This is a genomic window from Sporosarcina sp. P3, from assembly GCF_002743415.1.
GTDB classification, from domain to species: domain Bacteria; phylum Bacillota; class Bacilli; order Bacillales_A; family Planococcaceae; genus Sporosarcina; species Sporosarcina ureae_A.
Genome location: NZ_PDZE01000011.1, coordinates 71,730 through 93,687 on the forward strand (window position 1 = coordinate 71,730; position 21,958 = coordinate 93,687).

Annotated in this window: 27 protein-coding genes, 2 pseudogenes and 1 riboswitch; of the genes and pseudogenes, 12 read left to right on the plus strand and 17 right to left on the minus strand. The window is 39.6% G+C overall.

What is annotated here, in order from left to right; all coding sequences use genetic code 11:
* Positions 1–108: 108 nt before the first annotated feature.
* A complete protein-coding gene (locus tag CSV61_RS13250; protein WP_099639598.1) occupies positions 109–699 on the minus strand; it encodes a class I SAM-dependent methyltransferase in 591 nt (196 codons plus the stop codon).
* Positions 700–841: 142 nt separating this feature from the next.
* Here CSV61_RS13250 and CSV61_RS13255 point away from each other — a divergent pair, with 142 nt between their 5' ends.
* Complete coding sequence (locus tag CSV61_RS13255) at positions 842–1,234, plus strand: hypothetical protein (protein WP_083032505.1); 393 nt, start codon at positions 842–844, stop codon at positions 1,232–1,234.
* A gap of 27 nt (positions 1,235–1,261) precedes the next feature.
* On the opposite strand, the gene CSV61_RS13260 is transcribed toward CSV61_RS13255, so the two are convergent.
* The 4 genes from CSV61_RS13260 to CSV61_RS13275 form a co-directional block, all read right to left on the minus strand.
* On the minus strand, positions 1,262–1,588 hold the full coding sequence (locus tag CSV61_RS13260) for a monothiol bacilliredoxin BrxC family protein (protein WP_099639599.1): 327 nt from the start codon (positions 1,586–1,588) through the stop codon (positions 1,262–1,264).
* A gap of 166 nt (positions 1,589–1,754) precedes the next feature.
* Positions 1,755–1,976: a small, acid-soluble spore protein tlp gene (locus tag CSV61_RS13265; RefSeq protein WP_083032511.1), complete on the minus strand. Its 222-nt coding sequence runs from the start codon at positions 1,974–1,976 to the stop codon at positions 1,755–1,757.
* A gap of 85 nt (positions 1,977–2,061) precedes the next feature.
* Positions 2,062–4,074: an acyltransferase family protein gene (locus CSV61_RS13270; RefSeq protein WP_099639600.1), complete on the minus strand. Its 2,013-nt coding sequence runs from the start codon at positions 4,072–4,074 to the stop codon at positions 2,062–2,064.
* Positions 4,075–4,442: 368 nt separating this feature from the next.
* The gene (locus tag CSV61_RS13275; RefSeq protein ID WP_099639601.1) at positions 4,443–4,970 is read right to left on the minus strand and encodes a D-glycero-alpha-D-manno-heptose-1,7-bisphosphate 7-phosphatase; all 528 of its coding nucleotides are present in this window, start codon (positions 4,968–4,970) and stop codon (positions 4,443–4,445) included.
* Between the two features lie 216 nt (positions 4,971–5,186).
* On the opposite strand from CSV61_RS13275, the gene CSV61_RS13280 reads away from it, so the two are divergent.
* A complete protein-coding gene (locus CSV61_RS13280; protein WP_099639602.1) occupies positions 5,187–6,593 on the plus strand; it encodes an MDR family MFS transporter in 1,407 nt (468 codons plus the stop codon).
* Between the two features lie 126 nt (positions 6,594–6,719).
* On the opposite strand, the gene CSV61_RS13285 is transcribed toward CSV61_RS13280, so the two are convergent.
* From CSV61_RS13285 to CSV61_RS13295, 3 genes are all read right to left on the minus strand, one after another.
* Positions 6,720–7,235, minus strand: a complete 516-nt coding sequence (locus CSV61_RS13285) for a QueT transporter family protein (RefSeq protein WP_099639603.1) — start codon at positions 7,233–7,235, stop codon at positions 6,720–6,722.
* A gap of 154 nt (positions 7,236–7,389) precedes the next feature.
* Positions 7,390–8,145: a 3-oxoacyl-ACP reductase gene (locus tag CSV61_RS13290; RefSeq protein WP_099639604.1), complete on the minus strand. Its 756-nt coding sequence runs from the start codon at positions 8,143–8,145 to the stop codon at positions 7,390–7,392.
* A gap of 55 nt (positions 8,146–8,200) precedes the next feature.
* The gene (locus CSV61_RS13295) at positions 8,201–8,422 is read right to left on the minus strand and encodes a DUF2829 domain-containing protein (RefSeq protein WP_029052786.1); all 222 of its coding nucleotides are present in this window, start codon (positions 8,420–8,422) and stop codon (positions 8,201–8,203) included.
* A gap of 214 nt (positions 8,423–8,636) precedes the next feature.
* Positions 8,637–8,736: riboswitch (purine riboswitch) on the plus strand.
* Between the two features lie 52 nt (positions 8,737–8,788).
* Between CSV61_RS13295 and CSV61_RS13300 the strand changes: the two genes are divergently transcribed.
* A complete protein-coding gene (locus CSV61_RS13300; protein WP_099639605.1) occupies positions 8,789–9,952 on the plus strand; it encodes an MFS transporter in 1,164 nt (387 codons plus the stop codon).
* Positions 9,953–10,018: 66 nt separating this feature from the next.
* Positions 10,019–10,336: a DUF3784 domain-containing protein gene (locus CSV61_RS13305; protein ID WP_099639606.1), complete on the plus strand. Its 318-nt coding sequence runs from the start codon at positions 10,019–10,021 to the stop codon at positions 10,334–10,336.
* Positions 10,337–10,423: 87 nt separating this feature from the next.
* On the opposite strand, the gene CSV61_RS13310 is transcribed toward CSV61_RS13305, so the two are convergent.
* A complete protein-coding gene (locus CSV61_RS13310) occupies positions 10,424–10,942 on the minus strand; it encodes a hypothetical protein (RefSeq protein ID WP_099639607.1) in 519 nt (172 codons plus the stop codon).
* Between the two features lie 83 nt (positions 10,943–11,025).
* Between CSV61_RS13310 and CSV61_RS17265 the strand changes: the two genes are divergently transcribed.
* The gene (locus CSV61_RS17265; RefSeq protein ID WP_255408204.1) at positions 11,026–11,154 is read left to right on the plus strand and encodes a hypothetical protein; all 129 of its coding nucleotides are present in this window, start codon (positions 11,026–11,028) and stop codon (positions 11,152–11,154) included.
* Positions 11,155–11,210: 56 nt separating this feature from the next.
* Here the strand turns inward: CSV61_RS17265 and CSV61_RS13315 are convergent, their stop codons facing one another.
* Entirely contained in the window at positions 11,211–11,588 is a 378-nt protein-coding gene (locus tag CSV61_RS13315; protein ID WP_099639608.1) for a PH domain-containing protein, read from the minus strand.
* A gap of 232 nt (positions 11,589–11,820) precedes the next feature.
* Here CSV61_RS13315 and CSV61_RS13320 point away from each other — a divergent pair, with 232 nt between their 5' ends.
* The 3 genes and pseudogenes from CSV61_RS13320 to CSV61_RS17370 form a co-directional block, all read left to right on the plus strand.
* On the plus strand, positions 11,821–12,795 hold the full coding sequence (locus CSV61_RS13320) for an SEC-C metal-binding domain-containing protein (protein WP_099639609.1): 975 nt from the start codon (positions 11,821–11,823) through the stop codon (positions 12,793–12,795).
* A 43-nt stretch (positions 12,796–12,838) separates the two neighbouring features.
* Positions 12,839–13,041, plus strand: a pseudogene (locus CSV61_RS13325) (radical SAM/CxCxxxxC motif protein YfkAB); the annotation flags it as partial.
* Between the two features lie 28 nt (positions 13,042–13,069).
* Positions 13,070–13,183, plus strand: a pseudogene (locus CSV61_RS17370) (radical SAM/CxCxxxxC motif protein YfkAB); the annotation flags it as partial.
* A gap of 50 nt (positions 13,184–13,233) precedes the next feature.
* Here CSV61_RS17370 and CSV61_RS13330 read toward each other — a convergent pair.
* The 4 genes from CSV61_RS13330 to CSV61_RS13345 form a co-directional block, all read right to left on the minus strand.
* Positions 13,234–14,019 (minus strand): MetQ/NlpA family ABC transporter substrate-binding protein, encoded by a 786-nt coding sequence (locus CSV61_RS13330; protein WP_099639610.1) that lies wholly within the window; start codon positions 14,017–14,019, stop codon positions 13,234–13,236.
* A gap of 127 nt (positions 14,020–14,146) precedes the next feature.
* Positions 14,147–14,587, minus strand: a complete 441-nt coding sequence (locus tag CSV61_RS13335; protein WP_099639611.1) for a DUF2269 family protein — start codon at positions 14,585–14,587, stop codon at positions 14,147–14,149.
* Between the two features lie 8 nt (positions 14,588–14,595).
* Positions 14,596–14,928, minus strand: coding sequence for an ASCH domain-containing protein (locus CSV61_RS13340; RefSeq protein ID WP_099639612.1), 333 nt, complete (start codon positions 14,926–14,928; stop codon positions 14,596–14,598).
* A gap of 121 nt (positions 14,929–15,049) precedes the next feature.
* Complete coding sequence (locus CSV61_RS13345) at positions 15,050–15,799, minus strand: FixH family protein (RefSeq protein WP_099639613.1); 750 nt, start codon at positions 15,797–15,799, stop codon at positions 15,050–15,052.
* Positions 15,800–15,942: 143 nt separating this feature from the next.
* Between CSV61_RS13345 and CSV61_RS13350 the strand changes: the two genes are divergently transcribed.
* From CSV61_RS13350 to CSV61_RS13365, 4 genes are all read left to right on the plus strand, one after another.
* Complete coding sequence (locus CSV61_RS13350; RefSeq protein ID WP_099639614.1) at positions 15,943–16,635, plus strand: response regulator transcription factor; 693 nt, start codon at positions 15,943–15,945, stop codon at positions 16,633–16,635.
* Positions 16,632–18,035: a sensor histidine kinase gene (locus tag CSV61_RS13355; RefSeq protein ID WP_099639615.1), complete on the plus strand. Its 1,404-nt coding sequence runs from the start codon at positions 16,632–16,634 to the stop codon at positions 18,033–18,035. The genes CSV61_RS13350 and CSV61_RS13355 overlap by 4 nt, the downstream gene beginning before the upstream one ends.
* Positions 18,032–18,592, plus strand: coding sequence for an SCO family protein (locus tag CSV61_RS13360; protein WP_233193610.1), 561 nt, complete (start codon positions 18,032–18,034; stop codon positions 18,590–18,592). The genes CSV61_RS13355 and CSV61_RS13360 overlap by 4 nt, the downstream gene beginning before the upstream one ends.
* A gap of 65 nt (positions 18,593–18,657) precedes the next feature.
* Positions 18,658–19,023, plus strand: coding sequence for a hypothetical protein (locus CSV61_RS13365; protein WP_143561099.1), 366 nt, complete (start codon positions 18,658–18,660; stop codon positions 19,021–19,023).
* A 15-nt stretch (positions 19,024–19,038) separates the two neighbouring features.
* Here CSV61_RS13365 and rlmN read toward each other — a convergent pair whose 3' ends face one another.
* From rlmN to CSV61_RS13380, 3 genes are all read right to left on the minus strand, one after another.
* Positions 19,039–20,115, minus strand: coding sequence for a dual-specificity RNA methyltransferase RlmN (gene rlmN, locus CSV61_RS13370; RefSeq protein WP_099639616.1), 1,077 nt, complete (start codon positions 20,113–20,115; stop codon positions 19,039–19,041).
* A gap of 80 nt (positions 20,116–20,195) precedes the next feature.
* Positions 20,196–20,378 carry a hypothetical protein gene (locus CSV61_RS13375; RefSeq protein WP_099639617.1) on the minus strand — a complete coding sequence of 61 codons (183 nt, stop codon included), beginning with the start codon at positions 20,376–20,378 and terminating at the stop codon, positions 20,196–20,198.
* A 97-nt stretch (positions 20,379–20,475) separates the two neighbouring features.
* A complete protein-coding gene (locus CSV61_RS13380) occupies positions 20,476–21,828 on the minus strand; it encodes a cyclic 2,3-diphosphoglycerate synthase (RefSeq protein WP_099639618.1) in 1,353 nt (450 codons plus the stop codon).
* Positions 21,829–21,958 lie beyond the last annotated feature (130 nt).

The following is a 21,958-nucleotide window of genomic DNA, read 5'->3' on the forward strand; positions in this document are numbered from 1 at the left end:
CCTTCCGTTTCATCATGGCAAATACACGAACGGGCTAAGTGATACCCATACAGAATTGGTCCACAGTTTTAAATTAGCTGTGTAGCCAAATCCTCTCGTAAATTCTTGCTAGTAATTTTTACATTGAATTGATAAAAACAAGCCTCCGTAAAGTGATTCCAACTCTTCTACGTATAAACCTGCATCCAAGATCATGGAAAGTGTATCACGATTTAGTTGGCAACCATCACACACCTTTTCCCATAACGGGTTTACTAACTCTTGTGCTTTTGCAAGAGTGGGTTGCTTCATTTTGACATGTTCGAAAAATATAATAGTGGCGCCTGGTTTACTTACACGTTGGATTTCTTTCAAAGCAAGTAACGGATTCGGTATTGTACAAAATACTAAAGTCGAGATGACTGTATCAAATGTATGATCAGCAAATGGTAATGATTCTGCCTTTGCTTCATATAGAGTAATCGGCACATGCGCGTTTCGTCCTCTTCTCGAAGCTCTGCGACTCATCTCTGGATTCGGTTCAATCGCTGCTACATGTTTTGCCTGCCGATAATATGGAAAGTTGATACCGGTACCTGAACCAATTTCCAGTACTTCCCCTTGTGCATTACGGACTAACTCCGTTCGAACCTTTTTAAATCGACTTGCTTCTAACGGCTTCATTGCTATGTCATAAATAGTGGGAAATATAGTTACCATCATAAGGACTCCTTTTGTTATGTACTATTTTTATGAGTAGTTGTTACAACTCTAGTTAATTGAATGTTTGAATTATATAAATCCGTACATACATAATAGATAAGGAACAAACGTATTATTTATGAAAAGGAGCTGATTATTGATGGGCGCAAGGTGGATTAAAGCAGCAGTGATCTATTTTTTAATTGGTGTGGGATTTGGACTATTTATGCACGCTACTATTCAACTTCAGTGGGGAGCAACACATGCACATATTAATGTGGTCGGGTGGCTCACAACGGCAGTAATTGGAGTCATTTATACCATCTATCCCCAAGCAGGTAACAGTATACTCGGCAAAGCACATTTTTGGCTGTATAACATCGGATTACCTGTATTATTAATCGGAATGTTAATCATACAACCAGCACTCGGTATGCCAATGATCTTAATTCAAATTTGCGTATGGGGTGGCGGTAGCGCATTAGCCATTTCCATTCTACTGTTTATCGTCAATGTATTTAAAAACGTCCATGCACCTTTTCGTATGTCTTAAGGAAGTAACTCAAAATCCTTATACACCTCAAACATATTCTTTTATCGCATCCAGTAAAATCTGTTCTTTGATTTGATAATGAGTAGCTTGCCAGATCGCTCGTTTACCTTTTAAAATTAATAATTGTGGAACTTCGTGCGGAACACCTAAATCTGATTCAATAGCCGCTGAAAGCTTTTTACTCACTTGTGTAATGACGATATAAATAGGCAAATCCGTGCGAAGTCCATCCAATTCTTTTTTTGCTGCCAAACTGCTCACAGAAGTCATACTGGATTTAAATAATAGAAATGGTTGCTCATCCGACTTTTCAAGCAGTTCCCGCCACTCGTCAATTTTTTTTATTCTTTTCATTATGTATTCTCTCCTTATATAGAAAAACCGTAAATTTAGTTGATTCTTCTATTCTATACAGCGCAGTAGATGGATTCCTCTTTTTTGCTTATTTATTTTTCTCATAACAGACCTCAAAAACCCTCACTTATATAAGTGAGGGCCAAATTTTTTCGTAGCGAATTACTTATATATACCCGTTGATCCTTGACTTGTCTTCTTCACTAATTTCATCTTTTAAATCCTCGATACTTTCTGCTCTGCGTTCGTTTTTCTTTTTGATCTGTTCGAACTCTTTGCCCTCAGCAAACTTCATCGCATCTTCTGCTGCTTCCATGTTGCTGATCGTCTTATTCAGTCGTTCTTTGTTGTCTGCAGAATCATTCGGCTTGGGATAATTCTTCGCCATCCTATACACTCCTTTTTGAAGTATTCGTTCTATAAGATAGCTTTCCCGTATCTAGATGAACTATACAAGGTTCATGGCAAACAGATCACTCATCATTGCGTATGTTTTTTCCTATGCTATCAAATGCTTGCTGCAACGGTACTTTTAATGCGGGTGCTAACGTTTTTGCATACTGAGCGGTAATATGGTTATCATCACGATAGACAATAATATTCCCGATGACAGGATAACAAGTCGTTTCATCACAGAAAGAGTCTGTTAAGTCTGCGAAAAACACATTCGATGGAATACCTTCTGTCACTTCCCACGGAGTTTCCTTTGCAATAGCTTGGTCTCGCGGTACTGAACAGTCCAACAGATCGTCTGCTTGTTCAAGGCAGACAGGAATAATCTTTTGCATGCGGGGATTATCCCGTATCGCAAAGATGGTCGTAATTCCTTCAAGTCGTTTCCATTGATTGATAAATCCTTGCGGTACTTTTGGACGCTTATTCACTGTCGATGTCGTGAAAACCAAATCAGGTGGATCTTCTAGTAACGTATCAATTAAGTTACGATTCCACGGAATACACGCTTTTGTTAAATTTCCTTTAGGATCTTCATCTGTAAATCGACAGCCATCATGACTATATAAATCGATTTTAAAATTCATGTCTTCCGCTAATTCTATTAAAGCCGGGAACCAATGACCTGAGTGAGATCCACCTACGAGCGCCAAAGTGAAATCAAAGTCCTTCAAAACACCATACGAACATTTCCTAACTTCTGTTAGGTTAGCCGATTGGCATTCCAAATCTTCATAAAATGCCGGCAGATCGGTTTTGATTTCTGATGGTGATGGAATCAGGTCTACATAAGATACAGTTTGCATATCAAACTTTTCTGATTGAGCCCCAGGGTAATCTTGTTCCTGGACAATATGCGAACTAGCAGTTGCTTTTTCAATATAAGTAGATATAGAAAATATAGAACTACATGCAAGCACTAGCATTGCAGACAAAACAACGAGTAGCTTCCCGTTCTTTTGATTTCGACCTATTTTTTGGACAGGTTTTTCTAATAACTTGGTAGTAATCATGGACAATACGAGGGTCGTCATCACCAGTAAAATACCGTGACCTACAGGTACTGTTTCTGTTTCCATATAGGAACGATAGAAAATTAGCAACGGCCAATGCCATAAATACACACCATATGTAAGACTACCTAAATAAATGAGAGGCTTGGTTGATAAAAATCGATTGACACCATATAGTGTAATACTTTCTGAGGCGATTAATATGAGTAATACTCCGCTAATAGGGACCAATGCGAAATACCCAGGGAATACCGTCGAAACGGGAAATAAAACGCCAGTGAGACTAATAATCACTAGACCTAGCCATCCTAAGATCACACTCCATCTTTTATTGAAAAATAAGTATGGAGACAGCAAAGCAAAAATTCCGCCAATACTAAATTCCCACATGCGCGTGAATGTATTGAAGTATGCAAATGGCTGGTTAACATTTGTTTGATAGATGGAAAAAGCCAGTGAAGATACAAACACTATGATTAGCGAACTAAGTACTGTTTTATATACAGGTGTTTTCAAAAATTTTCGTGCGATATAATAAATAGATAGGAGTAAAACAGGCCAGATCAAATAAAATTGACCTTGTACGCTGAGTGACCAAAAATGTTGAAAAGGACTTGCCAAATTATCTTTTGCTAAATAGTCAACAGAATCAATTGCTAATCGCCAGTTTTCAAAGTAAAACGTGGAAGCCATCATATGCGCAATGATTTCGCCCCATTCAAACTGCGGTAAAAGAATCACTGCAAATATTCCGGTGAAAATCAAGACGACTGTGGCTTGAGGTACTAGTCTTCTCATTAAGTTCAGAAAGTATTCTATAAAATTCACTGAACCGTTTCGTTCTATTCGTGAGAGAATGGACAATGTCATCAAATAACCTGAGATCACGAAGAACACGTCGATTCCACCAGACACCCTACCAAACCAGATATGATACATAGCGATTAATAATGTTGCAACCGTTCGTACCCCTTCTATTTCGGGCCTAAACCTTTTATTGGGTAACTTTAGATCCGACATAACTTCCTCCGTTACATATGCTCTTTTAATTTTAAATGCATTCAATACTATATCATGAAACTATAGAAACGTTCATTTTTTCTATTTATTTTGTGGAATTTTATAAGCGTTAAAATAAGTATTTTCCTACGCCTTCCTTATGATTCAATTTCAAAGCACGATAAAGAACAGAAGTCGTCATGAAGACTTCTGTTCTTTATCGTACATCGCCTATAACTTGATTCTTATTTAAGTGTATCTTGCATTTAATAATAAGATTTCTTCTACCATTTTCTATACATAGAAACTTGCCAATTAAATTCAACTGCGCGCCATGGAATTAAAGAAAGGACTCCAGTACCTGAAGTGATGTACTAATTCCTCACTTTTCACTTCACCATATCTTCCATAATCCAAGGTACAGCATGAAGCAGATCTGGGAACACTGCATCTGCTATTGGATCTGTTGCACCAAGAAAAACTGTCTTAGTTCCTGCTCTCTTGCCGGCAATAATATCTGTATCCGTATCGCCTACCATATAAGAAGTGGACAAATCTACATCATACTTCATTGCGAGATTTTCTATCAACTGACTGTGAGGCTTGCGGCAATCACAGCCAGACTTTGGCTTATGCGGACAATAAACGACTTCATCAATTACTGCGCCTTCCTTTGCAAGTTCTGCTATCATATAGTCATGGATGGATTTCAATTTGGATTCTTTCATGTAACCAAGACCTACACCGCCTTGATTTGTTACAACAAATATATAATCAAACAGTTGATTCAATTGCTTAATTGCCTCCGCAACTCCAGGCAAGAAATACAGTTGATTAGGTTCATTCACAAATTTCACTCGATCTGTCAACACTTCATTGATCACACCATCTCGATCCAGAAATACAGCTTTTTTCACGTTGGCTTTCCTCCTACATAAATAATCTTATTACTGTCATATTATCCTAATTACATTCTTTTAAACGCAGTGTTACCCCAACTTTTCCAATAGGTGTAATCAAGCAAGATAATTGTGGTCTTACGAAATAACAATTAACATAGCCTGTATGTTAGATTTATAACGAACTCCGAATTATTTTGTGATCTGTAATTAAATATGAGGTGATGCGTGCACATGGTAAACTCACAGAAATTCGATTTTAAAAAGAATCTTCCCTTGATGATCGTCCTGTTATCGGGTGCGTTCATCACTATTTTGAATCAAACACTACTTGCTACGGCCCTTCCGCCAATCATGAAAGACCTTCAGATTAGCGAGAGTACAGTACAGTGGTTGCAGTCGATCTTCATGCTAGTCAACGGGATTATGATTCCTATTACAGCTTTTTTCATTGGAAAATTTACAACTCGACGGCTATTTTTGACAGCGATGAGTATTTTTGCTTTAGGTACACTAATCGCCGCGACTTCTCCTAATTTCTCTATATTGTTAGTAGGAAGAGTCCTCCAAGGTACGGGAGCTGGGATTATGATGCCGCTCCTGCAAACTATTATGTTCTTACTCTTTCCGATTGAACAACGCGGAAAAGCAATGGGATACTTTGGGCTCGTCATTGCATTCGCCCCAGCGATTGGACCAAGCTTGTCTGGTTATCTCGTAGATCAGTTCCCTTGGCGCAGCGTATTCTATGTTGTATTACCTTTTGCTTTGTTAAATATTGTCGCTGCTTTCTTCTTATTAAAAAATGTAACGAAACTGACCAATCCAAAAATGGACTATTTATCGATTGTGCTTTCGACATTCGGTTTTGGTGGATTGCTTTACGGCTTCAGTATTGCCGGTAATACCGGTTGGCTCCATGCGAACGTTTTAATTTCATTAATCATCGGGGCGATTTCACTTGCGTGGTTCATTTTACGACAATTGAAATTGGAACAGCCCATTCTCGAGTTTAGAGTGTTCAAGTATGGTGTATTCACACTGGCAACTAGCTTAGGTATGATCGTATTTGCTTCCATGATTGCATCGACAGTGATCTTGCCGTTGTTCATGCAGACTATGCTTGGTTTTAATGCTCTCCATTCAGGTCTTATGCTACTTCCAGGGGCTATTGTCATGGGAATCATGAATCCGGTGACCGGTACGATATTTGATAAATATGGTGCTAAATGGTTACTACTCTCTGGCTTCACCATTTTAACGGTCACGACGTTCATGTTTGCCAACTTATCAGTAGATACAACATTCACTTACTTAGCTATATTGAACGCTGTGAGGATGATGGGGATTGCGATGATTATGATGCCATCCACTACACTAGGCTTAAATCAGCTACCTACGCATTTAATTTCTCATGGTACAGCAATGAATAATACGTTTCGTCAAATTTCAGGATCCATTGGAACTGCTGCACTCGTTACAGTCATGATCACAGCTGATCTAGATAACGGAACCGTTACAGGTCAAATCCAGGGGGTTAATATGGCCTTCCTTGTATCAGGTTGTATATCCATTGTAGGACTTCTATTAGCGTTGCTAATCAAGAATCCAAAACGTAGAGATCCAGATGCAAAGGCGTAAGACTAGAAAAGGATATCCAAGAAATTGAAATACTTCTTGAGTTCAAACTTATCATTTATATAATGAATTCATTTAAAGTAAAGAATTAAAGAGAGCCAATTCACAAATCTGTGAATTGGCTCTCTTTTATTTGGATAAATCTATTTTCTTATTCAACGAATATATAATGATTCCGCCAATTGTCATGGACAATAACTCACCAATTCCAGCTGTCAGCCAAGTAGCCCAGAACGGGAAACCAAGCATAATAGTCAATTGAGCTGCAATAGCACACATGGACAGTGCAAACACAATAGCGGTGATGACCATTTTGACGATATCGTTTTTAATTTTCTTTGTCAGTGCTCGACATATTAATAATGCGACTAACGTAGCCATCGAACCAATCGGCACATCCAATATCCAAGTAGGTGACATAAAGTTTGCGAACATGACACCTAGTGTGACACCGATCACGTACCGTTTATTATACAAAGCCAGATAGTTGAACATCTCTGACAAACGCAGTTGGACTGCGCCAAAACTAATCACTGCAAAGACAAACGTCACCGCCACATACAAAGCTGCGACGAGCGCTGTTTTCGTCAGTTCATTCACCGTACTCTTACTTTTAGGTGAATCCTTAACATAAGACATACTCATTTTATTTTCTCCTTTGTGAAATAGCGTAGTGGCTATTCCAGTAATAACTACGACCAAAGGAAGAAAGAGCCTATCGCTCGATCAAAAGTGCCGTAGTGCAAACAGAATTTGCTTGCTTCGGTATTATAACAGAGTTCCTCGTAATACAAAAGCTTTATTTTGCAATCCAGCCACCGTCAATCGGAATAACCGCCCCATGAATATAATCCGCTGCGGAACTGGCTACGTATAATGTCAGGCCCGCGACCTCACTCGGCTGTGCCCAGCGTCCGGCAGGCGTCTCCCCCGCTACCCACTTCGCCATTTCACCGTCACCTTCAAAATCTGCTTGATTCATCGGTGTTTGGATCGCACCTGGTGCAATCGCATTCGCACGAATCCCCTCACGGCAGTAATCCATGTCCAGTTGCTTTGTGTAACCGACAATGGCATGTTTGGATGCAGTATAAGCTGCACCGCCACCGCCTGCCACAAGACCCGCAATGGATGCCATATTGACAATGACACCTGACTTTCGAGCGATCATATGTGGTAATACTTCATTGGTCATAAAATAAGTACCTTTCACATTCGTATTCATAATTTGATCCCAAAGCGCTTCATCAGTGTCTAGTGTTTTCGCAAAACCATCGAGCACTCCTGCCGTGTTTAGTAAAACATCTATTGTACCGAACACGTTACAAGCTTCCTTAACCGCGTGTGCTACATCGTCTTTTGAACTGACACTGCCAATCGCGTAGGCAAACTGCGAGGCATACTCTTGTTGTAATTTTGGGAGATCTCCTTCTTGCCTATCAAACGCAAAAACATTTGCTCCATTTTCCAAAAAGGCTACAGCTTGTGCGTATCCAATACCAGACGCCCCGCCTGTCACTACTATTGTTTTCTTTTCATATTCTGCAAATTTCATGATTGCCTCCTAATAAAAAAGCTCATGAATGCTCATGAGCTTTGATTCTTCAGGTTTACTCTACGATGACCCAGTCTTCAGCTAGTAAATCGCAAACTGTTGGTGTGAACATAGTATAGCCTTCACCCGTCACATCAATTACGAAATATGGATTCAATTTCTTACCGTCTTGCTCGCTTTCTCCTACTAGCTTTACGTATAATTCCGCTCCGCCCCAGTTACTGCGGATGACTTTCTCTCCAGCTTTCAAACGTGGCAATATTTCTTCAAATGTCATGTATATCCATCCTTTATCTTTGTAATGATTCGCACAAGTTTATCGGGAAAAGTATACTTGATTATGAGAACTTTTACAACTTGAGACGATTCGCACCATACTATTGCGCAGAACGAACGTCACATCTACATAGATTGTTGAATCTAAGACTTTTTAGGTAACCATCTGTCCAACTTGCCATATTTCACATTCCATGATAAATTGAACAATAGAAAATTTCATTACGGAATCAACATGTATAACCTCGATAATATGGTTCGAGGGTCTCTACCAGGAACCGTTAAATCCTGATTACAAAATCATTTTTGTAATCGGGATTTTTCTATTTCAAAAAATAGTGTAGAGACACTAGTAGGAGGAATTGTTTTGGATTTACGTGTTTTATTATTGGCAGTATCCGCCGTTACGGTTGGACTGGTAGAGTTGGTGGTCGGTGGAATCCTGCCCGTCATTGCCGATGATTTAAATGTTTCCATTGCAACGGCTGGACAACTCATTACAGTATTCGCTCTCGTATATGCGGTAGCAGGACCTGTATTATTGTCACTGACCGCGAAAGTGGAACGCAAGAAATTATATTTGATTACATTAGTCGTATTTTTACTCGGTAACATTTTAACGTACTTCAGTCCGACATTCGGCTTGATGATGGCTGCTCGTGTCTTAACAGCTGCCAGTGCGGCACTCGTCATTGTTCTGTCCTTGACAATTACAGCACGAATGGTCGAGCCGCGAGTAAGAGCGAAGTCGCTTGGCTATATTTACATGGGGATCAGTTCATCGCTTGTTTTAGGGGTACCCATCGGTATTGTCGTAACAAATGCATTTGGATGGCGTTCAGTTTTTTTAGGAATTGCGATCTTGACGGTAGGTTCTATTGTATTGATTGCAAAGTTTCTCGAAAAAATTCCTAACGCGATGGTGCAACCATTATCTGTTCAAATTAAAGCGCTAGCTAATAAAAAAATATTCTTCGCTCATTTAGCGACCATGTTTATGCTCGCGGGACATTATACGGTATATGCGTATTTCACTCCCTTCTTAGAGACCACGATGAAGTTAAGTCCTTATTGGATCAGTGTATTCTACTTCTTATTTGGGCTTGCAGCAGTAGCAGGTGGAGCGTTTGGTGGCGGACTCGCTTCACGTCTTGGTTCAAAGAAAAGCATTTTAATCATATTAGGAGCATTTGCGATCAGTTTATTTGCACTTCCCTATTCGACATTCTCTATTCCATTGTTCATTATCTTCATGATGATTTGGGGTGGATTAAGCTGGGCGCTAGCACCTGCACAGCAAGACTATATTATCCAAAGTGATCCAGTCACTTCCGATGTGCATCAGAGTTTCAATAACTCAGCCTTGCAAGTCGGGATTGCGCTTGGATCTGGAGTTGGCGGGATAGTCTTTAGTCAAACAGGTAACGTAACCAATATGCCGGCAGTTGGTGGCGTAATCGTTATCATCGCATTCTTATGTGCTGCGATTTCTCTATCGATGGCTGTAAAGACTCGGCAGACTGCTATGTAATAAGATAGAATGGAGTGAACTTGACAAAGAGTTCGCTCCATTCTTTTCATGAAATGAGGAATTACTATGCTTGGCCTACTTCTCGATCTAGTTATAATGATAGCATTCATTGTATATGGCATAGCACTTTGGCAAGGTAAAGGTGCTTCATTGCTGACAGGCTATAATACAATGCCAATTGAAAAAAAGATGCGCATGAACGAACGTGCATTATGCAAGTTCATGGCGAAAATCATGTTCGCTTTAAGTTTTTGTGTCAGCTTGTTCGCTGTGAGTGAACTGTTGGAAGAGGATGTATACTTTATTGTAGGATTAACACTTTTCATACTAGTATTAGTATTTACCTTACTCTATGTTAATACAGGTAATCGTTTTAAAAAATGATGGTTTAGATTATATTTGGGCTTTTAAACAAGTAGTTTTATAGTAAAATTTGAAAAACGCTCCGTTAAGGAAGCGTTTTTTCTTTCATTACGATACGTTTCCAATTTGCTCCATCATGTCCAGCACACTTTTTAGAAATGCACCTATTTCCCCCATATGTTCTTCCGTTAATTTAGGTTTAAAATGAATGGTAATCCGGTTCATGAACCCTGGCTCTGTTTGCTCGTGGTGAAAGCTAAGTGTTTGTGTATAGCTAATATCGTTTTCCCACACAGTACGAAGAATACTCGCAATTTCTTTACATTCTTTATCCACATCTTGAATATTTTTACTGACCACTAATGTAAGCGTACAACCCGGATCTGTGCCTTTGATTTCAAGAAGTTCATTCGCCAGCTCCTGGAGTGATGAATGCAACTTAAGATCGACAATGACAGACGGAAAGCCTACTCTGGAAAAACGAATGGTTAATTCTCTCGCCATCATGGCAAAATCTAGTTGATCTTTACGATGTACAATATGAATGGTTTGTTCCAAATTATCTAAGTCATATACATGATTTTCAAATGCGACTTTTAAGTTTTCAAATACAGTTGGATCAGACACAGCGTAGCCTCCTTATCCCTCGTATGTATAATTTAGTGCGATTCAGCCACCTTATGCTCAAACAGTGAAAGGAAGTTATGTATATGACAAAAAAAGATACGTCAATTGCACAATTAAGCACCGAAGATTTACATGCGCTGAATCGTTTGGAGGATCAATTAGGTGTGACACTCGTTGCGTATGAAAATGTTACTTCACCAAAAACGAAATAATGGTCAAGTGGTACTTTCTATTACGGAAAGTACCATTTCTTTAAGTAAGATGTAGATTACACACAAACCGTTGCTAATATTTTTTGAATATCATAAATCGCTTGATCTTTTCTAAACTGTTTTTCAATATGCGGTGTCTGTGAGCTTGATATCCAAATTTTTAATTCCGCATCCATATCAAATGTTCCTGCAGTTTCTACACTATAGTGAGAGATACTTTTGAATGGGACGGAATGATATTCCACTTTCTTTCCTGCGATACCTTGCTTGTCTACAAGTATTAATCTTGTTTTCGTGAAAACAATTAAATCCCGCACGAGCTTGAACGCGGCTTCCACTTCTTCACCTTTCGCCAAGATCAAATGTAACTCCTTTCGAACTTCTTCTTTGTTCACGATAGATGCATTTCCTAATAGTCCATCAAATAAACCCATATAACCATTCCCCTTTTACTATTATTTGAATGCGGATATATCATACTTCTATTCAGCTATTCCTATCCCTGAAAGTTTAGAGTAATTGTTTAATAGTAACATCTTCTCTAAAAGATGAACAGAGTACCTTTTGCTATACCTTTTTCTATCACTTCCTTTCAAATCCAATGCCAACTGCCTTTTCATTTGGTACACTAGACTATGTAGTAATTTTAATAAGGGAAGTGTTTTTATGGTTGGACGTAATGATCCATGTCCATGTGGCAGTGGCAAAAAATATAAAAAGTGTTGTGAACGAAAAAATGCGGTGACAGTTGAGGATTTATTGACTGATGAAATGGAGCACTTATTGCAAACGTTTTATGATATTCATCCAGAGAGACCTGATGTACCGGCGTTTGTGGAATTCGCAAATATATGGAAGTCTTCACTGAATAGTTATTTACCACAAGAAATGATTGAAACGATTGCGCTTGACGAATTCTTCTTCCATCAACGGAGAGATATTTGGGATGATTATTTGGCAAAGCAGAAGAAGAAACATATTCGCCCATCTATTTTGGAACTACTGGATAGGTGGTCAGAGCCGCGAGTTTTTGTTGGTGAAGTAACCGCTGTCGGAGATACATATTTAACAGCTACGAGTATTCTTGGCGATGAAACAATTGAATTGTGGAAAGAAAGTGATAAGCCTGTTCCCGTTGGTGTGCACTTCTATTGCTTCATACTTTCCGATGGGACGTCTGAAGGTAATTATCTGGCAGTTTCAAGTTTAATTTTCTTCCCGACTGATCATTCGGAAGCAATCAAACAGTTTGCTACATCACTTGCGGACACAGAAAATCCTTCTCTAAAAGACTCCATCATGAAATTCTGGATTGCGCTTGGAGAAAGTGGCTATACCGGAGATGAGTTTACTGAATTTGAAGCAGGCGTTATCGAGTCAGCTAATGAATTTTTAATGCAACATAACCGAGAATCGAAAGCGTTACTGGAAGTGCTCGAAGACTTCTTAGTAGATGAGCAGCCAAAAGCGCGTAAGAAACTCGCCATCGCCGCAGGTGCAATCCGCTATGGACAAGAGAATACGTTTTTCGAACCACTTGATATGACATTAAAAGAGATTGCAGAAGCGTTTGATGTTTCTACTTCTTCTATGAGTAAATACGCGAAGGATCTAGCGGAATATGCTAGCGATGAAAATTAACTGATATAAGAATTTACGAACATGGTCCCATTCCCATTTATCAGATGCATCGGAAGCGTATCAAGATGTAGATTTACACGGTAAACAAGTTTTATCAAGCATAGAATTCACAACGACCTATTTATGCAATATGCGTTGTGAACATTGCGCAGTTGGTTGGATCTCCCACTTGCAGACGATATTAGCTTGACTGGTGGCGAGCCGATGTTTTCGAAGAAGTCCGTAGAGCAATACGTCGTGCAGCTCAATTTGCTCGAATGATCGAAAACAGCCGCTAGCGAAAAACGTTAGCTGTCACTGTCCTGCGTTGCGTTGTCTCGGACCCAATTTACTCGTTAAAGATGCCTATTACCCAGATATAGACTTTTTGAAACGACAGCAAAGATAAGGAAGATGAAAAAACCACGTAGGGCTCATAATTGAGTCCATACGTGGTTTTCATTTTCCAAAGCCTTGGAAATGTTCTTCGATTGCTTCTTGGAATGTTTCCGATGCTATTGCCTCTTTAATCGCTATAGCAAAATCCTTCTCACGATCTTCTTCTCTGACCGCAACAATATATTGCAACGCCTCACCAAGCTCTTCATGTGCGAGGGCGTCTTTCAATTCCATTTCATTGACCATGACATAGTTGTCTGGAATAATCGCCAAATCACCACTTGCCATGGATGGAATTAGTTGTGCAATCAAGATAGGTTGGATATTCAGGTTTTTAGGATTACTCTCAATGTGCTTTTCTGTAACCGCATAAGTTGGGACGTCTGGATCTAACGTAATTAGCCCCTGCTGTTCAAGGAAGCGTAATGCTCGAGCCGTACCGAGTTCATCATTTGGAATAGTAATCCATGAACCATTCGGTATATCATCCATCGATGTCAACGAGTTGGAGTACAAGCCAAGACCAACGCTTGGAACTTCTGTCAAAGCAACTATAGGCAAATCATATTCTTCGTTAAACTGATCGAGACTAATTTGTTGTTGGTTCATGTTGGCATCTATTTTGCCATCAGCCAGATCTTTGTTCGGCTCAATTAAATCTACATATGATTCGACTTCTACATCGTAACCTTGTTCTTCAAGTGCCGGTTTTAGTGCCTGATCGATGACTTTTGAATAAATTCCTGCTGTCGTACCCATTTTTATCGTTTCATTGCTGCCTGTCGGACTGCACGCTGTCAATAACAATCCAACGATCATCATCAGACCGAGTACTTTCATTTTCATCTTCGAATCGTTCCTTTCAAAAAACTGCTATCTTCATCATATTCGCTGTAATTTTCACTGTCAAACCAAATCTTGCAATTAAAAAGATGTGCAACCATGTACACATCTTTTTACTCGCTATGTAATTTCACCAGACTGCCGGCTTTTGTACCATGAGCCAAAGCATCACCATCAGCAATCCAATATAGACCCAAGCAGTGCGTTGCAATTTATTGATTACTGCTTCCCTGTCATTGCTTGGTTCATGGAATCTTTTCAATACAGAGGAAAAGCCGGTTGCCAGGAAGAATCCAGACAGCAACATGACGCCTATTGTGAGAATAATCCACGACGTGTTCCATGGCCACGGTCCAAATAGAATTAATAAGATCCCCGTCACAACAAGCACGTGGCCTGAATGCATAACGAGTCGTATAATGACTCGGATAAACGCCAGATAGATGTCTTCTGCTTCTGCTTTAGCAGTACGTAGCCGGCGTATTAATGGCAGCAGGAGAAATAAAGGTCCTACTGAAATTACAGCCGAGACTACGTGTGCAAAGACAATCGCTCCGTAATAAAAGTTCATTTAAAAGATTATTTCTGAGTTGGGCTGTATTCGTGCACCCAAACCTTCATTTTAGGAAGCCAAGGCATTTTGTCGTGAATCGACAACATCGCCTGTTTATATTCTTCAACTGTTTCATGACCTTCTGATTTGGCGTCTTCATCTGTTAGTTCTCCGAGTGTTTGTTCGTACAAGTTATCAATTTTGAACTCTTTACCCTCTAACGTCATCGTTTCGCCTGGGTATGCATAGACACCATTACGTCTAGTCGCCCACTTTTCACCGTTGAGTACTTTTTGAACATCTTCCGGTATGGTTACAAGTCTTTCTATGGAACATGTTTTTTTTGGATAATTTGTCATGCTAACACTCCTCTTGATTGGTTAATCTTACTCTTGTACTAGTGTAACCTTTTTCACCACTGAATTACAGCTTTTACTTCCCAATAAAACACCCTTGTCACCAGCGTGACAAGGGATGGACTTAATTTACTTCTACAGTATGTTCCTCATGCTCGTGAATATCTTCATTTTCAATATGGATGATCACTTGATAGCTGCCTGCTTTAGGGAATTGATAGGTTGCTGTATACTCACCCGGCTTGGATTCATCCGTATCTACCCAAGTGGTTTCTTTATCTGCAGAGATCACCTCATAGCGGACCTGCGCTTCTATTGCTTCGCCGTTAAGCTGTGCATGCGTCACTAACTCTGTATCGGTAGTCGCTTTCGCATCCTCAGGCTGCACGAAATGAAGAGACAGACCTTCCACACTTTCGCCATGTTCATGATGTTGACCTTCTTGTGCGCTTTCGTGTTCATCGGGTTGCTGAGTAGCTTCTCCAATCTGAATTTTCTTTACAGGCATAACATGCATGCCCCGTGCTGTAACGTGAACTTGCACGTGGTACAGACCGTTAGTCTCGAAGGTGTTTTCCGCTGAATAAATACCTTCTTTATCATAGGTAGTTTCTACATGAATGCTATCTTCTTTCTTGCCTTCTTCCCAAATTTCATACTCTACTTCCGATGCATCATCTACATGGTCTTCACCTTGTGTCACGAGTGTAGTGATCGTTACCGGTTCATCGACATTACCTTGTTCAGGTACTGTAAGTTCCACTTCAATTGGTTCAGGTAAAACCGCTTCCGTTGGCACATCATCCTCTTGACCGCATCCAACGAGAATACCGACCAATGCCGTACTCATTACAAACATTCCGAAACGTTTCATCTTTTCATTCTCCTATCTATTCGTTTAGCTGTTATGATTATAAAATATGATTACGAAATTTCAATGAAGTTTCGACAACTTTTTGAAACTTCATGTGGATTTCACATCTATTCAGGAAAATTAGCATGTAGAGATTTTATGAAATGAGGCGTATTGAATTGGGTTACCAATTATTAGTCATTGATGATGAACCGCAAATGCGTGATTTAATCCGTGTGATCCTCGAAGATGCGGGATATAGCGTAGTAGAAGCGAGTGACGGTTTGCAAGCTTTGTCGATGGTAAAGCAACATACTATAGATTTATGCATAGTCGATGTGATGATGCCCTATATGGATGGTTTCACATTTGCAGAGGAGATGAAGCGCACTTCCTCAACACCTCTAATTTTCCTATCTGCACGGGGCGAAGAGTGGGATAAAGTCCAAGGGTTGAAGCTTGGTGGAGACGACTATATCGTCAAACCCTTCTTACCAGGTGAACTCATAGCGCGGATTGAAGCCGTCTTACGTAGAACATACCGCCATAATCCCGATCCACTCGTCTTGCAAGTAGGTCCCCTTACCATTAATGAAGACTCATATACCGCACAGCTTAACGGAAAACCTTTAAATCTAACCTTAAAAGAGTTCGGCCTACTCTTGTTACTAGTCAAACATAAAGGACGTGCCTATTCTCGGGAGCAGCTACTTGAATTGGTCTGGGGTGACGATCACCAGAGTAGTGAGCGTACAATTGATACGCATATTAAAACGCTTCGATTAAAACTAGGTGACGCAGGTAAAATGATTGAGACAGTATGGGGGATTGGCTACAAGTTAGAGGACTCTGAATGAATAATTTAAATCTAAGCAAAAAGATGTTAATTGTATTTTTAGGCAGCATCATCTGTACCATATTATTTTCATTTTTCTTCATTCATTACTTGTATACAGATTTATATAAAGAACAGATTAAAGAGTCAATTATGTACCAAGGAAATCGAACAGCTTCGCATTATCATTACGGTGAACTTAGTGATTCGATCATCGAAAAGATTCAATGGTATAACATCGTCTCGGAGTATGAAATTATTGTCGTGGATCGTCTCGATGATCTGACTTCCTATTTCCCTTATCAGATTGATTATCAATCACTCATCAATGATAGCGACGAGAAGATACTTGAAACGGGTAAGCCCGTCATGAAAGAAGGCTATGTAGATGAACTAAATCGTGAAATCTTCGGTGGGATTTTCCCTATTAAAGGAGAAAACGGACTGATCGGCTTCATTTATATTTACGTTCCGCTAGCAGCAATCCAAGACGTTTTCCATGACAGTCTCCCCATCATGTTACTCGTAGGCAGCATTTTCTTTATTGTTCTTTTTTTAATTTTGCAACGTGTATGGCGTTCGTTATTCGAGCCATTACAAACTTTGCAGACCTATTCGGAAGAAGTGTCTAAAGGTGATTATTCGAATCGACTCAATACGGGACGGACAGATGAGATAGGTAAACTAGCAACTGCATTCGATTCCATGAGCCGCTCTCTTGAAGAGCAAGATCAGCGAAAAAAAGATTTCACGTCGAATATTGTACATGAACTTAGGACACCTTTGACATATATTAGCGGCTACGCGCAACTTTCACGCGATAAAATCGATTCGTCTCCTGATGAAGTTAAACATTACTTATCGACCATTGAGAAGGAAACAGAACGCCTAAAGAAGCTCATACATGATCTAGTCGAGCTGAACCATTTAGAGCAAGATATATATACGCTGGAAACTGAACCCATTGCCATTGCACAATTACTGTTGGATACAATGGATTTATTTGCGATTCGATTACAGGATAAAAGTATTCAGTTACACACATCGATTGATGAAGACTTGATTTTGGAAGGTGACCCTAAACGATTGCAACAAGTCTTTTATAACACGATTGATAATGCAGTGAAATATGCTGAGCAATCCATTTCTATTCTTCTAACCGCCAGTAAGCTAGGTGTACAATACCGCATTGCGAATGACGGTGTAACCATCGGTGACAAGGACGTAGAGCGAATCGGAGAACGTTTTTTCCGTACCGATAAAGCACGAACTCGCACAACTGGCGGTACTGGACTCGGTCTATCAATAGTCAAAGAAATTGTCCGGTTACACACAGGTACATTTACAATTTCCAATGAAACAACAGAAACTATTGTGGTAATTGAATTACCGGAGCAAATGCGAAGGAGTGAAAGCAGTTGAAACGTCTGATTCCTTTTCTGTTGATGCTCGTAGTATTCGTCAGTGGTTGTAGTGAACCTCTTGAACGTGGAAAACAAATCCGTGAATTCACCTTCACGGATCAACACAATCAATCATTTAGTTCCAAGGAGCTTTCTGGTTCACCATGGATTGCAGATTTCATTTTCACAAATTGTACAACAGTTTGTTCAACATTGACGAGTGAAATGGCAGCTCTACAAGCCGAATTGAAAGATCAGGACATCGACATGAACTTTGTCTCCTTCTCTGTAGATCCTGATACCGATACACCTGCAGTATTGAAAGACTATATCGCAAACTTTACTGACGACGAATCCAATTGGCATTTTCTAACGGGCTACACACAACTAGAACTCGAAGCATTTGCGCGGGAAGAATTCCAGACTTTTGTGTTGAAACACGAATCATCAACGCAAGTTGTTCATGGTACAAATTTTTATTTACTGGATTCCGAAGGCTATATTCTTAAAGAATATAATTTCTCGAACGAATCCTATAAAGAAGAATTATTGGCCGACCTAAAACGTATGAAATAACGGTCGGGTTGCGTGACGAATTCCGTCGATTCCGCTATACTAAGTAAGGAAAGCAGGTGTACGTGTTGGATTCTCGTTATTGGAAAGCCGGTTTTTTTACTGCGCTGACTTCATTTGTTCTACTCATTTTAGGCGTGCGGACAGTTCTTGGACATGACTTGGTCGTCAATAACTATTTGACGTTCGCAGTATTCGGTCTAATGGTCGGCATTGTCAGTTCCCTTTTATTGTTCTATGAACTATCGATAGCATTTAAAATGTTCATGGTCGTACTAGTTCTAGCATTTGCCGAAATGTTCCGCAGCTTCTTGATGATGGACAATGAATTCTCGGAAGCGATCGGTATTTTGTCTTTGTTTATTATATCATCGTTCGGACTAGCCATTTCCGTGATTGTTCAATTCATCGTAAAATTAGCGCGCAAAAATTAAAAACCGGTTGGAGAATTATTCTCCGACCGGTTGTTTTTTTGTTTTTTTGATTTGTTTACTGCGTAATTGACCGCATGCTGCGTCAATATCCGTACCATTTTCAAGACGCACACCACCGTTGATGCCTTTACGTCTAAGTGCTTCATAGAACGATTTAATCGCTTCCGGCTCACTCCGCTGATACTGGCCATGTTCATCTACCGGATTGTACGGGATCAGATTGACATATGACAAGTGACGCTTATCCGCTAGCAATCGACCCAACTCTTCGGCTTCTTTTACATGGTCATTGACGTCACGCAATAAAATATATTCGAATGTGATTCGACGATTCGTCTTTTCTAAATAGTAGTTAATTGAATCCATCAACTTTTCAATAGGAAATGCTTTGTTGATCTTCATGATCGATGAACGCAACTCATTATTTGGCGCATGTAATGAAACCGCCAAGTTCACTTGAAGTTTTTCATCTGCGAAGTCTTTGATCTTTTCTGTTAGACCACTGGTTGATACAGTAATATGGCGCGCACCGATCGACAGTCCTTTTTGATGATTGACGACATGAAGGAAATTCATCAAATTCGAATAGTTATCAAACGGTTCGCCTATACCCATGACTACAATATGGCTGACTCGCTCATCTTCACCTTTACCATCCAGATGCTCTTGCACTTTCATGATTTGCCCCACAATTTCTCCTGCATCGAGATCGCGGTTTTTGCGCAAAAGTCCACTTGCACAGAAACTGCAACCAATATTACATCCAACTTGTGTGGTGACACAAACTGAATGGCCATACGGGAATTTCATCAAAACTGTTTCGATCAAGTTGCCATCATGCATTTTAAACAAGAATTTCACCGTGCCATCTTGTGAAACTTGCTTGACGTTTTGTTCCAGTGTCTGGATCGCGAAGTTTTCATCCAATACATCAATTGTCTCTTGATTAATATTGTTCATTTCATCAAATGATAAGACGCGTTTTTTATAGAGCCAGTCCCAAACTTGTGCAGCACGGTACTTTTTTTGTCCATTTTCTATAAGAAAGTCTGTCAATTGTTCAATTGTCAAACCATATATCGATTTTTTCATGTGATTTCTAGCCTCATTTCAAAAATTACAATCTTTTTATTATACTACAAGAATGCGGTTAAAGGAACAACTGATTCGTTTTATAATTGTTTTTGCTGAATATCTTTGTCGGTTCTGAGTTTCAGGAAAAATGCCAATAAATTCAATGCCGCAAGTACTGCGAAGAAAATACCCATTCCTGTATGTCCTGTCGCGATTCGGTCATATGCAAAGTACGCCATCACCAGACCAATGACGAGATCAATGACTTTTGAATTAAACAAGTTATTACCCCCTTACTGTCCTAAACGTAGTATATCAGAAAAAAGCACCTGCAATCGAATTTTCATTCGTAACAGGTGCTGTATACGTTATCTATTGTTACACATTTGTTGCAGAAAGATTATGCTTTTTGATGAAATCTGTTAGAACTGACTCAAGATTCGGTGTTCCGATTTCATCCAAGTCATAATAGACACGTGTGCATGGTTTGTTGATGTTAATGACACGTGAAAGATCCATAGGTGTACCGATAATGACTGCATCTACATCAGCTGCGTTGATCGTCGCTTCCAGATCTTTTAATTGCTCATCACCATAACCCATTGCCGGTAAGATATTTTCAATGTGCTGGTATTTGTCGAAAGTCGTGATCAGGCTTCCTACTGCATAGGGACGTGGATCGACAATCTCAGCTGCTCCAAGACGCTGTGCCGCAATTACACCCGCGCCCAGTTTCATTTCACCGTGTGTCAATGTCGGGCCGTCTTCAACAATCAGTACACGCTTGCCTTTGATGATTTCTGGTTGATCTACAGAGATTTTTGACTCGGCTTTAATAATCGTACTATTTGGTGCCGCAAATTTAATATTGTTTTCAACCGTTTGAATAGCTTCTTCCGATGCACTATCGATTTTGTTGATGATCGATACATCAGATGTACGCAAACATACTTCACCTGGATAATATTTCAGCTCATGGCCTGGACGGTGTGGGTCGAGAACTGTAATTGCTAAGTCCGGCTCATAGAATGAAAAGTCGTTGTTCCCGCCGTCCCAAAGGATTACGTCACAGCCGTCTGGATCATTTTCAGCAGCATCCAAAATGTCCTGGTAATCTACACCTGCATAGATGATATTTCCACGGTCAACGTGCGGCTCATATTCTTCCATTTCTTCAATTGTACATTTATGTTTTTTGAAATCTTCTACTGTTGCGTAGCGCTGTACACGTTGTTCAGCCAAATCGCCATAAGGCATCGGGTGACGAATCGCTACTACTTTCAAATCATGTCCAAGCAATGTTTCGATAATTTTACGTGAAGTCTGACTCTTCCCTGTTCCAGTTCTAACTGCACAAACAGAAATAACTGGTTTATTACTTTTGATCATCGTTGCTTTTGAACCAAGTAGTGTAAAGTTAGCGCCTGCCGAGTTGACAATCGCACCAATTCCCATCACTTTTTCATAACTAAGATCACTATAAGAAAATACACATTCATCTACTTTTAGTTCTTTGATTAACTCAGGTAGTTGATCTTGTGAATAAATAGGGATTCCTTCAGGATACAATTCACCTGCTAATTCAGTCGGATATTTACGTCCATCGATATCGGGGATTTGCGTAGCTGTAAATGCTACGACATTGTACTCCTCTTTACCACGGTAATATGTATTGAAATTGTGGAAGTCTCTTCCTGCTGCACCAATTATAATTATATTTTTAGTTTTCATAATTTTATCTCCCCAATCAAGCTTCTTTTCATTATTATAAGACAGCGTGTATAAAAATACAATAGAAAAGTTTTGTAATTCATTAATTTGTATACATATACATTAGTTACGTGTATCAAACCTTGTCATA

Coding starts and splice junctions, on each gene's coding strand:
- CSV61_RS13250 (WP_099639598.1), bottom strand. CDS start 699: ATGGTAACTATATTTCCCACTATTTATGACATAGCAATGAAGCCGTTA.
- CSV61_RS13255 (WP_083032505.1), top strand. CDS start 842: ATGGGCGCAAGGTGGATTAAAGCAGCAGTGATCTATTTTTTAATTGGT.
- CSV61_RS13260 (WP_099639599.1), bottom strand. CDS start 1,588: ATGAAAAGAATAAAAAAAATTGACGAGTGGCGGGAACTGCTTGAAAAG.
- CSV61_RS13265 (WP_083032511.1), bottom strand. CDS start 1,976: ATGGCGAAGAATTATCCCAAGCCGAATGATTCTGCAGACAACAAAGAA.
- CSV61_RS13270 (WP_099639600.1), bottom strand. CDS start 4,074: ATGTCGGATCTAAAGTTACCCAATAAAAGGTTTAGGCCCGAAATAGAA.
- CSV61_RS13280 (WP_099639602.1), top strand. CDS start 5,187: ATGGTAAACTCACAGAAATTCGATTTTAAAAAGAATCTTCCCTTGATG.
- CSV61_RS13285 (WP_099639603.1), bottom strand. CDS start 7,235: ATGAGTATGTCTTATGTTAAGGATTCACCTAAAAGTAAGAGTACGGTG.
- CSV61_RS13290 (WP_099639604.1), bottom strand. CDS start 8,145: ATGAAATTTGCAGAATATGAAAAGAAAACAATAGTAGTGACAGGCGGG.
- CSV61_RS13295 (WP_029052786.1), bottom strand. CDS start 8,422: ATGACATTTGAAGAAATATTGCCACGTTTGAAAGCTGGAGAGAAAGTC.
- CSV61_RS13305 (WP_099639606.1), top strand. CDS start 10,019: ATGCTTGGCCTACTTCTCGATCTAGTTATAATGATAGCATTCATTGTA.
- CSV61_RS17265 (WP_255408204.1), top strand. CDS start 11,026: ATGACAAAAAAAGATACGTCAATTGCACAATTAAGCACCGAAGATTTA.
- CSV61_RS13315 (WP_099639608.1), bottom strand. CDS start 11,588: ATGGGTTTATTTGATGGACTATTAGGAAATGCATCTATCGTGAACAAA.
- CSV61_RS13320 (WP_099639609.1), top strand. CDS start 11,821: ATGGTTGGACGTAATGATCCATGTCCATGTGGCAGTGGCAAAAAATAT.
- CSV61_RS13330 (WP_099639610.1), bottom strand. CDS start 14,019: ATGAAAATGAAAGTACTCGGTCTGATGATGATCGTTGGATTGTTATTG.
- CSV61_RS13335 (WP_099639611.1), bottom strand. CDS start 14,587: ATGAACTTTTATTACGGAGCGATTGTCTTTGCACACGTAGTCTCGGCT.
- CSV61_RS13340 (WP_099639612.1), bottom strand. CDS start 14,928: ATGACAAATTATCCAAAAAAAACATGTTCCATAGAAAGACTTGTAACC.
- CSV61_RS13345 (WP_099639613.1), bottom strand. CDS start 15,799: ATGAAACGTTTCGGAATGTTTGTAATGAGTACGGCATTGGTCGGTATT.
- CSV61_RS13350 (WP_099639614.1), top strand. CDS start 15,943: ATGAGGCGTATTGAATTGGGTTACCAATTATTAGTCATTGATGATGAA.
- CSV61_RS13355 (WP_099639615.1), top strand. CDS start 16,632: ATGAATAATTTAAATCTAAGCAAAAAGATGTTAATTGTATTTTTAGGC.
- rlmN (WP_099639616.1), bottom strand. CDS start 20,115: ATGAAAAAATCGATATATGGTTTGACAATTGAACAATTGACAGACTTT.
- CSV61_RS13380 (WP_099639618.1), bottom strand. CDS start 21,828: ATGAAAACTAAAAATATAATTATAATTGGTGCAGCAGGAAGAGACTTC.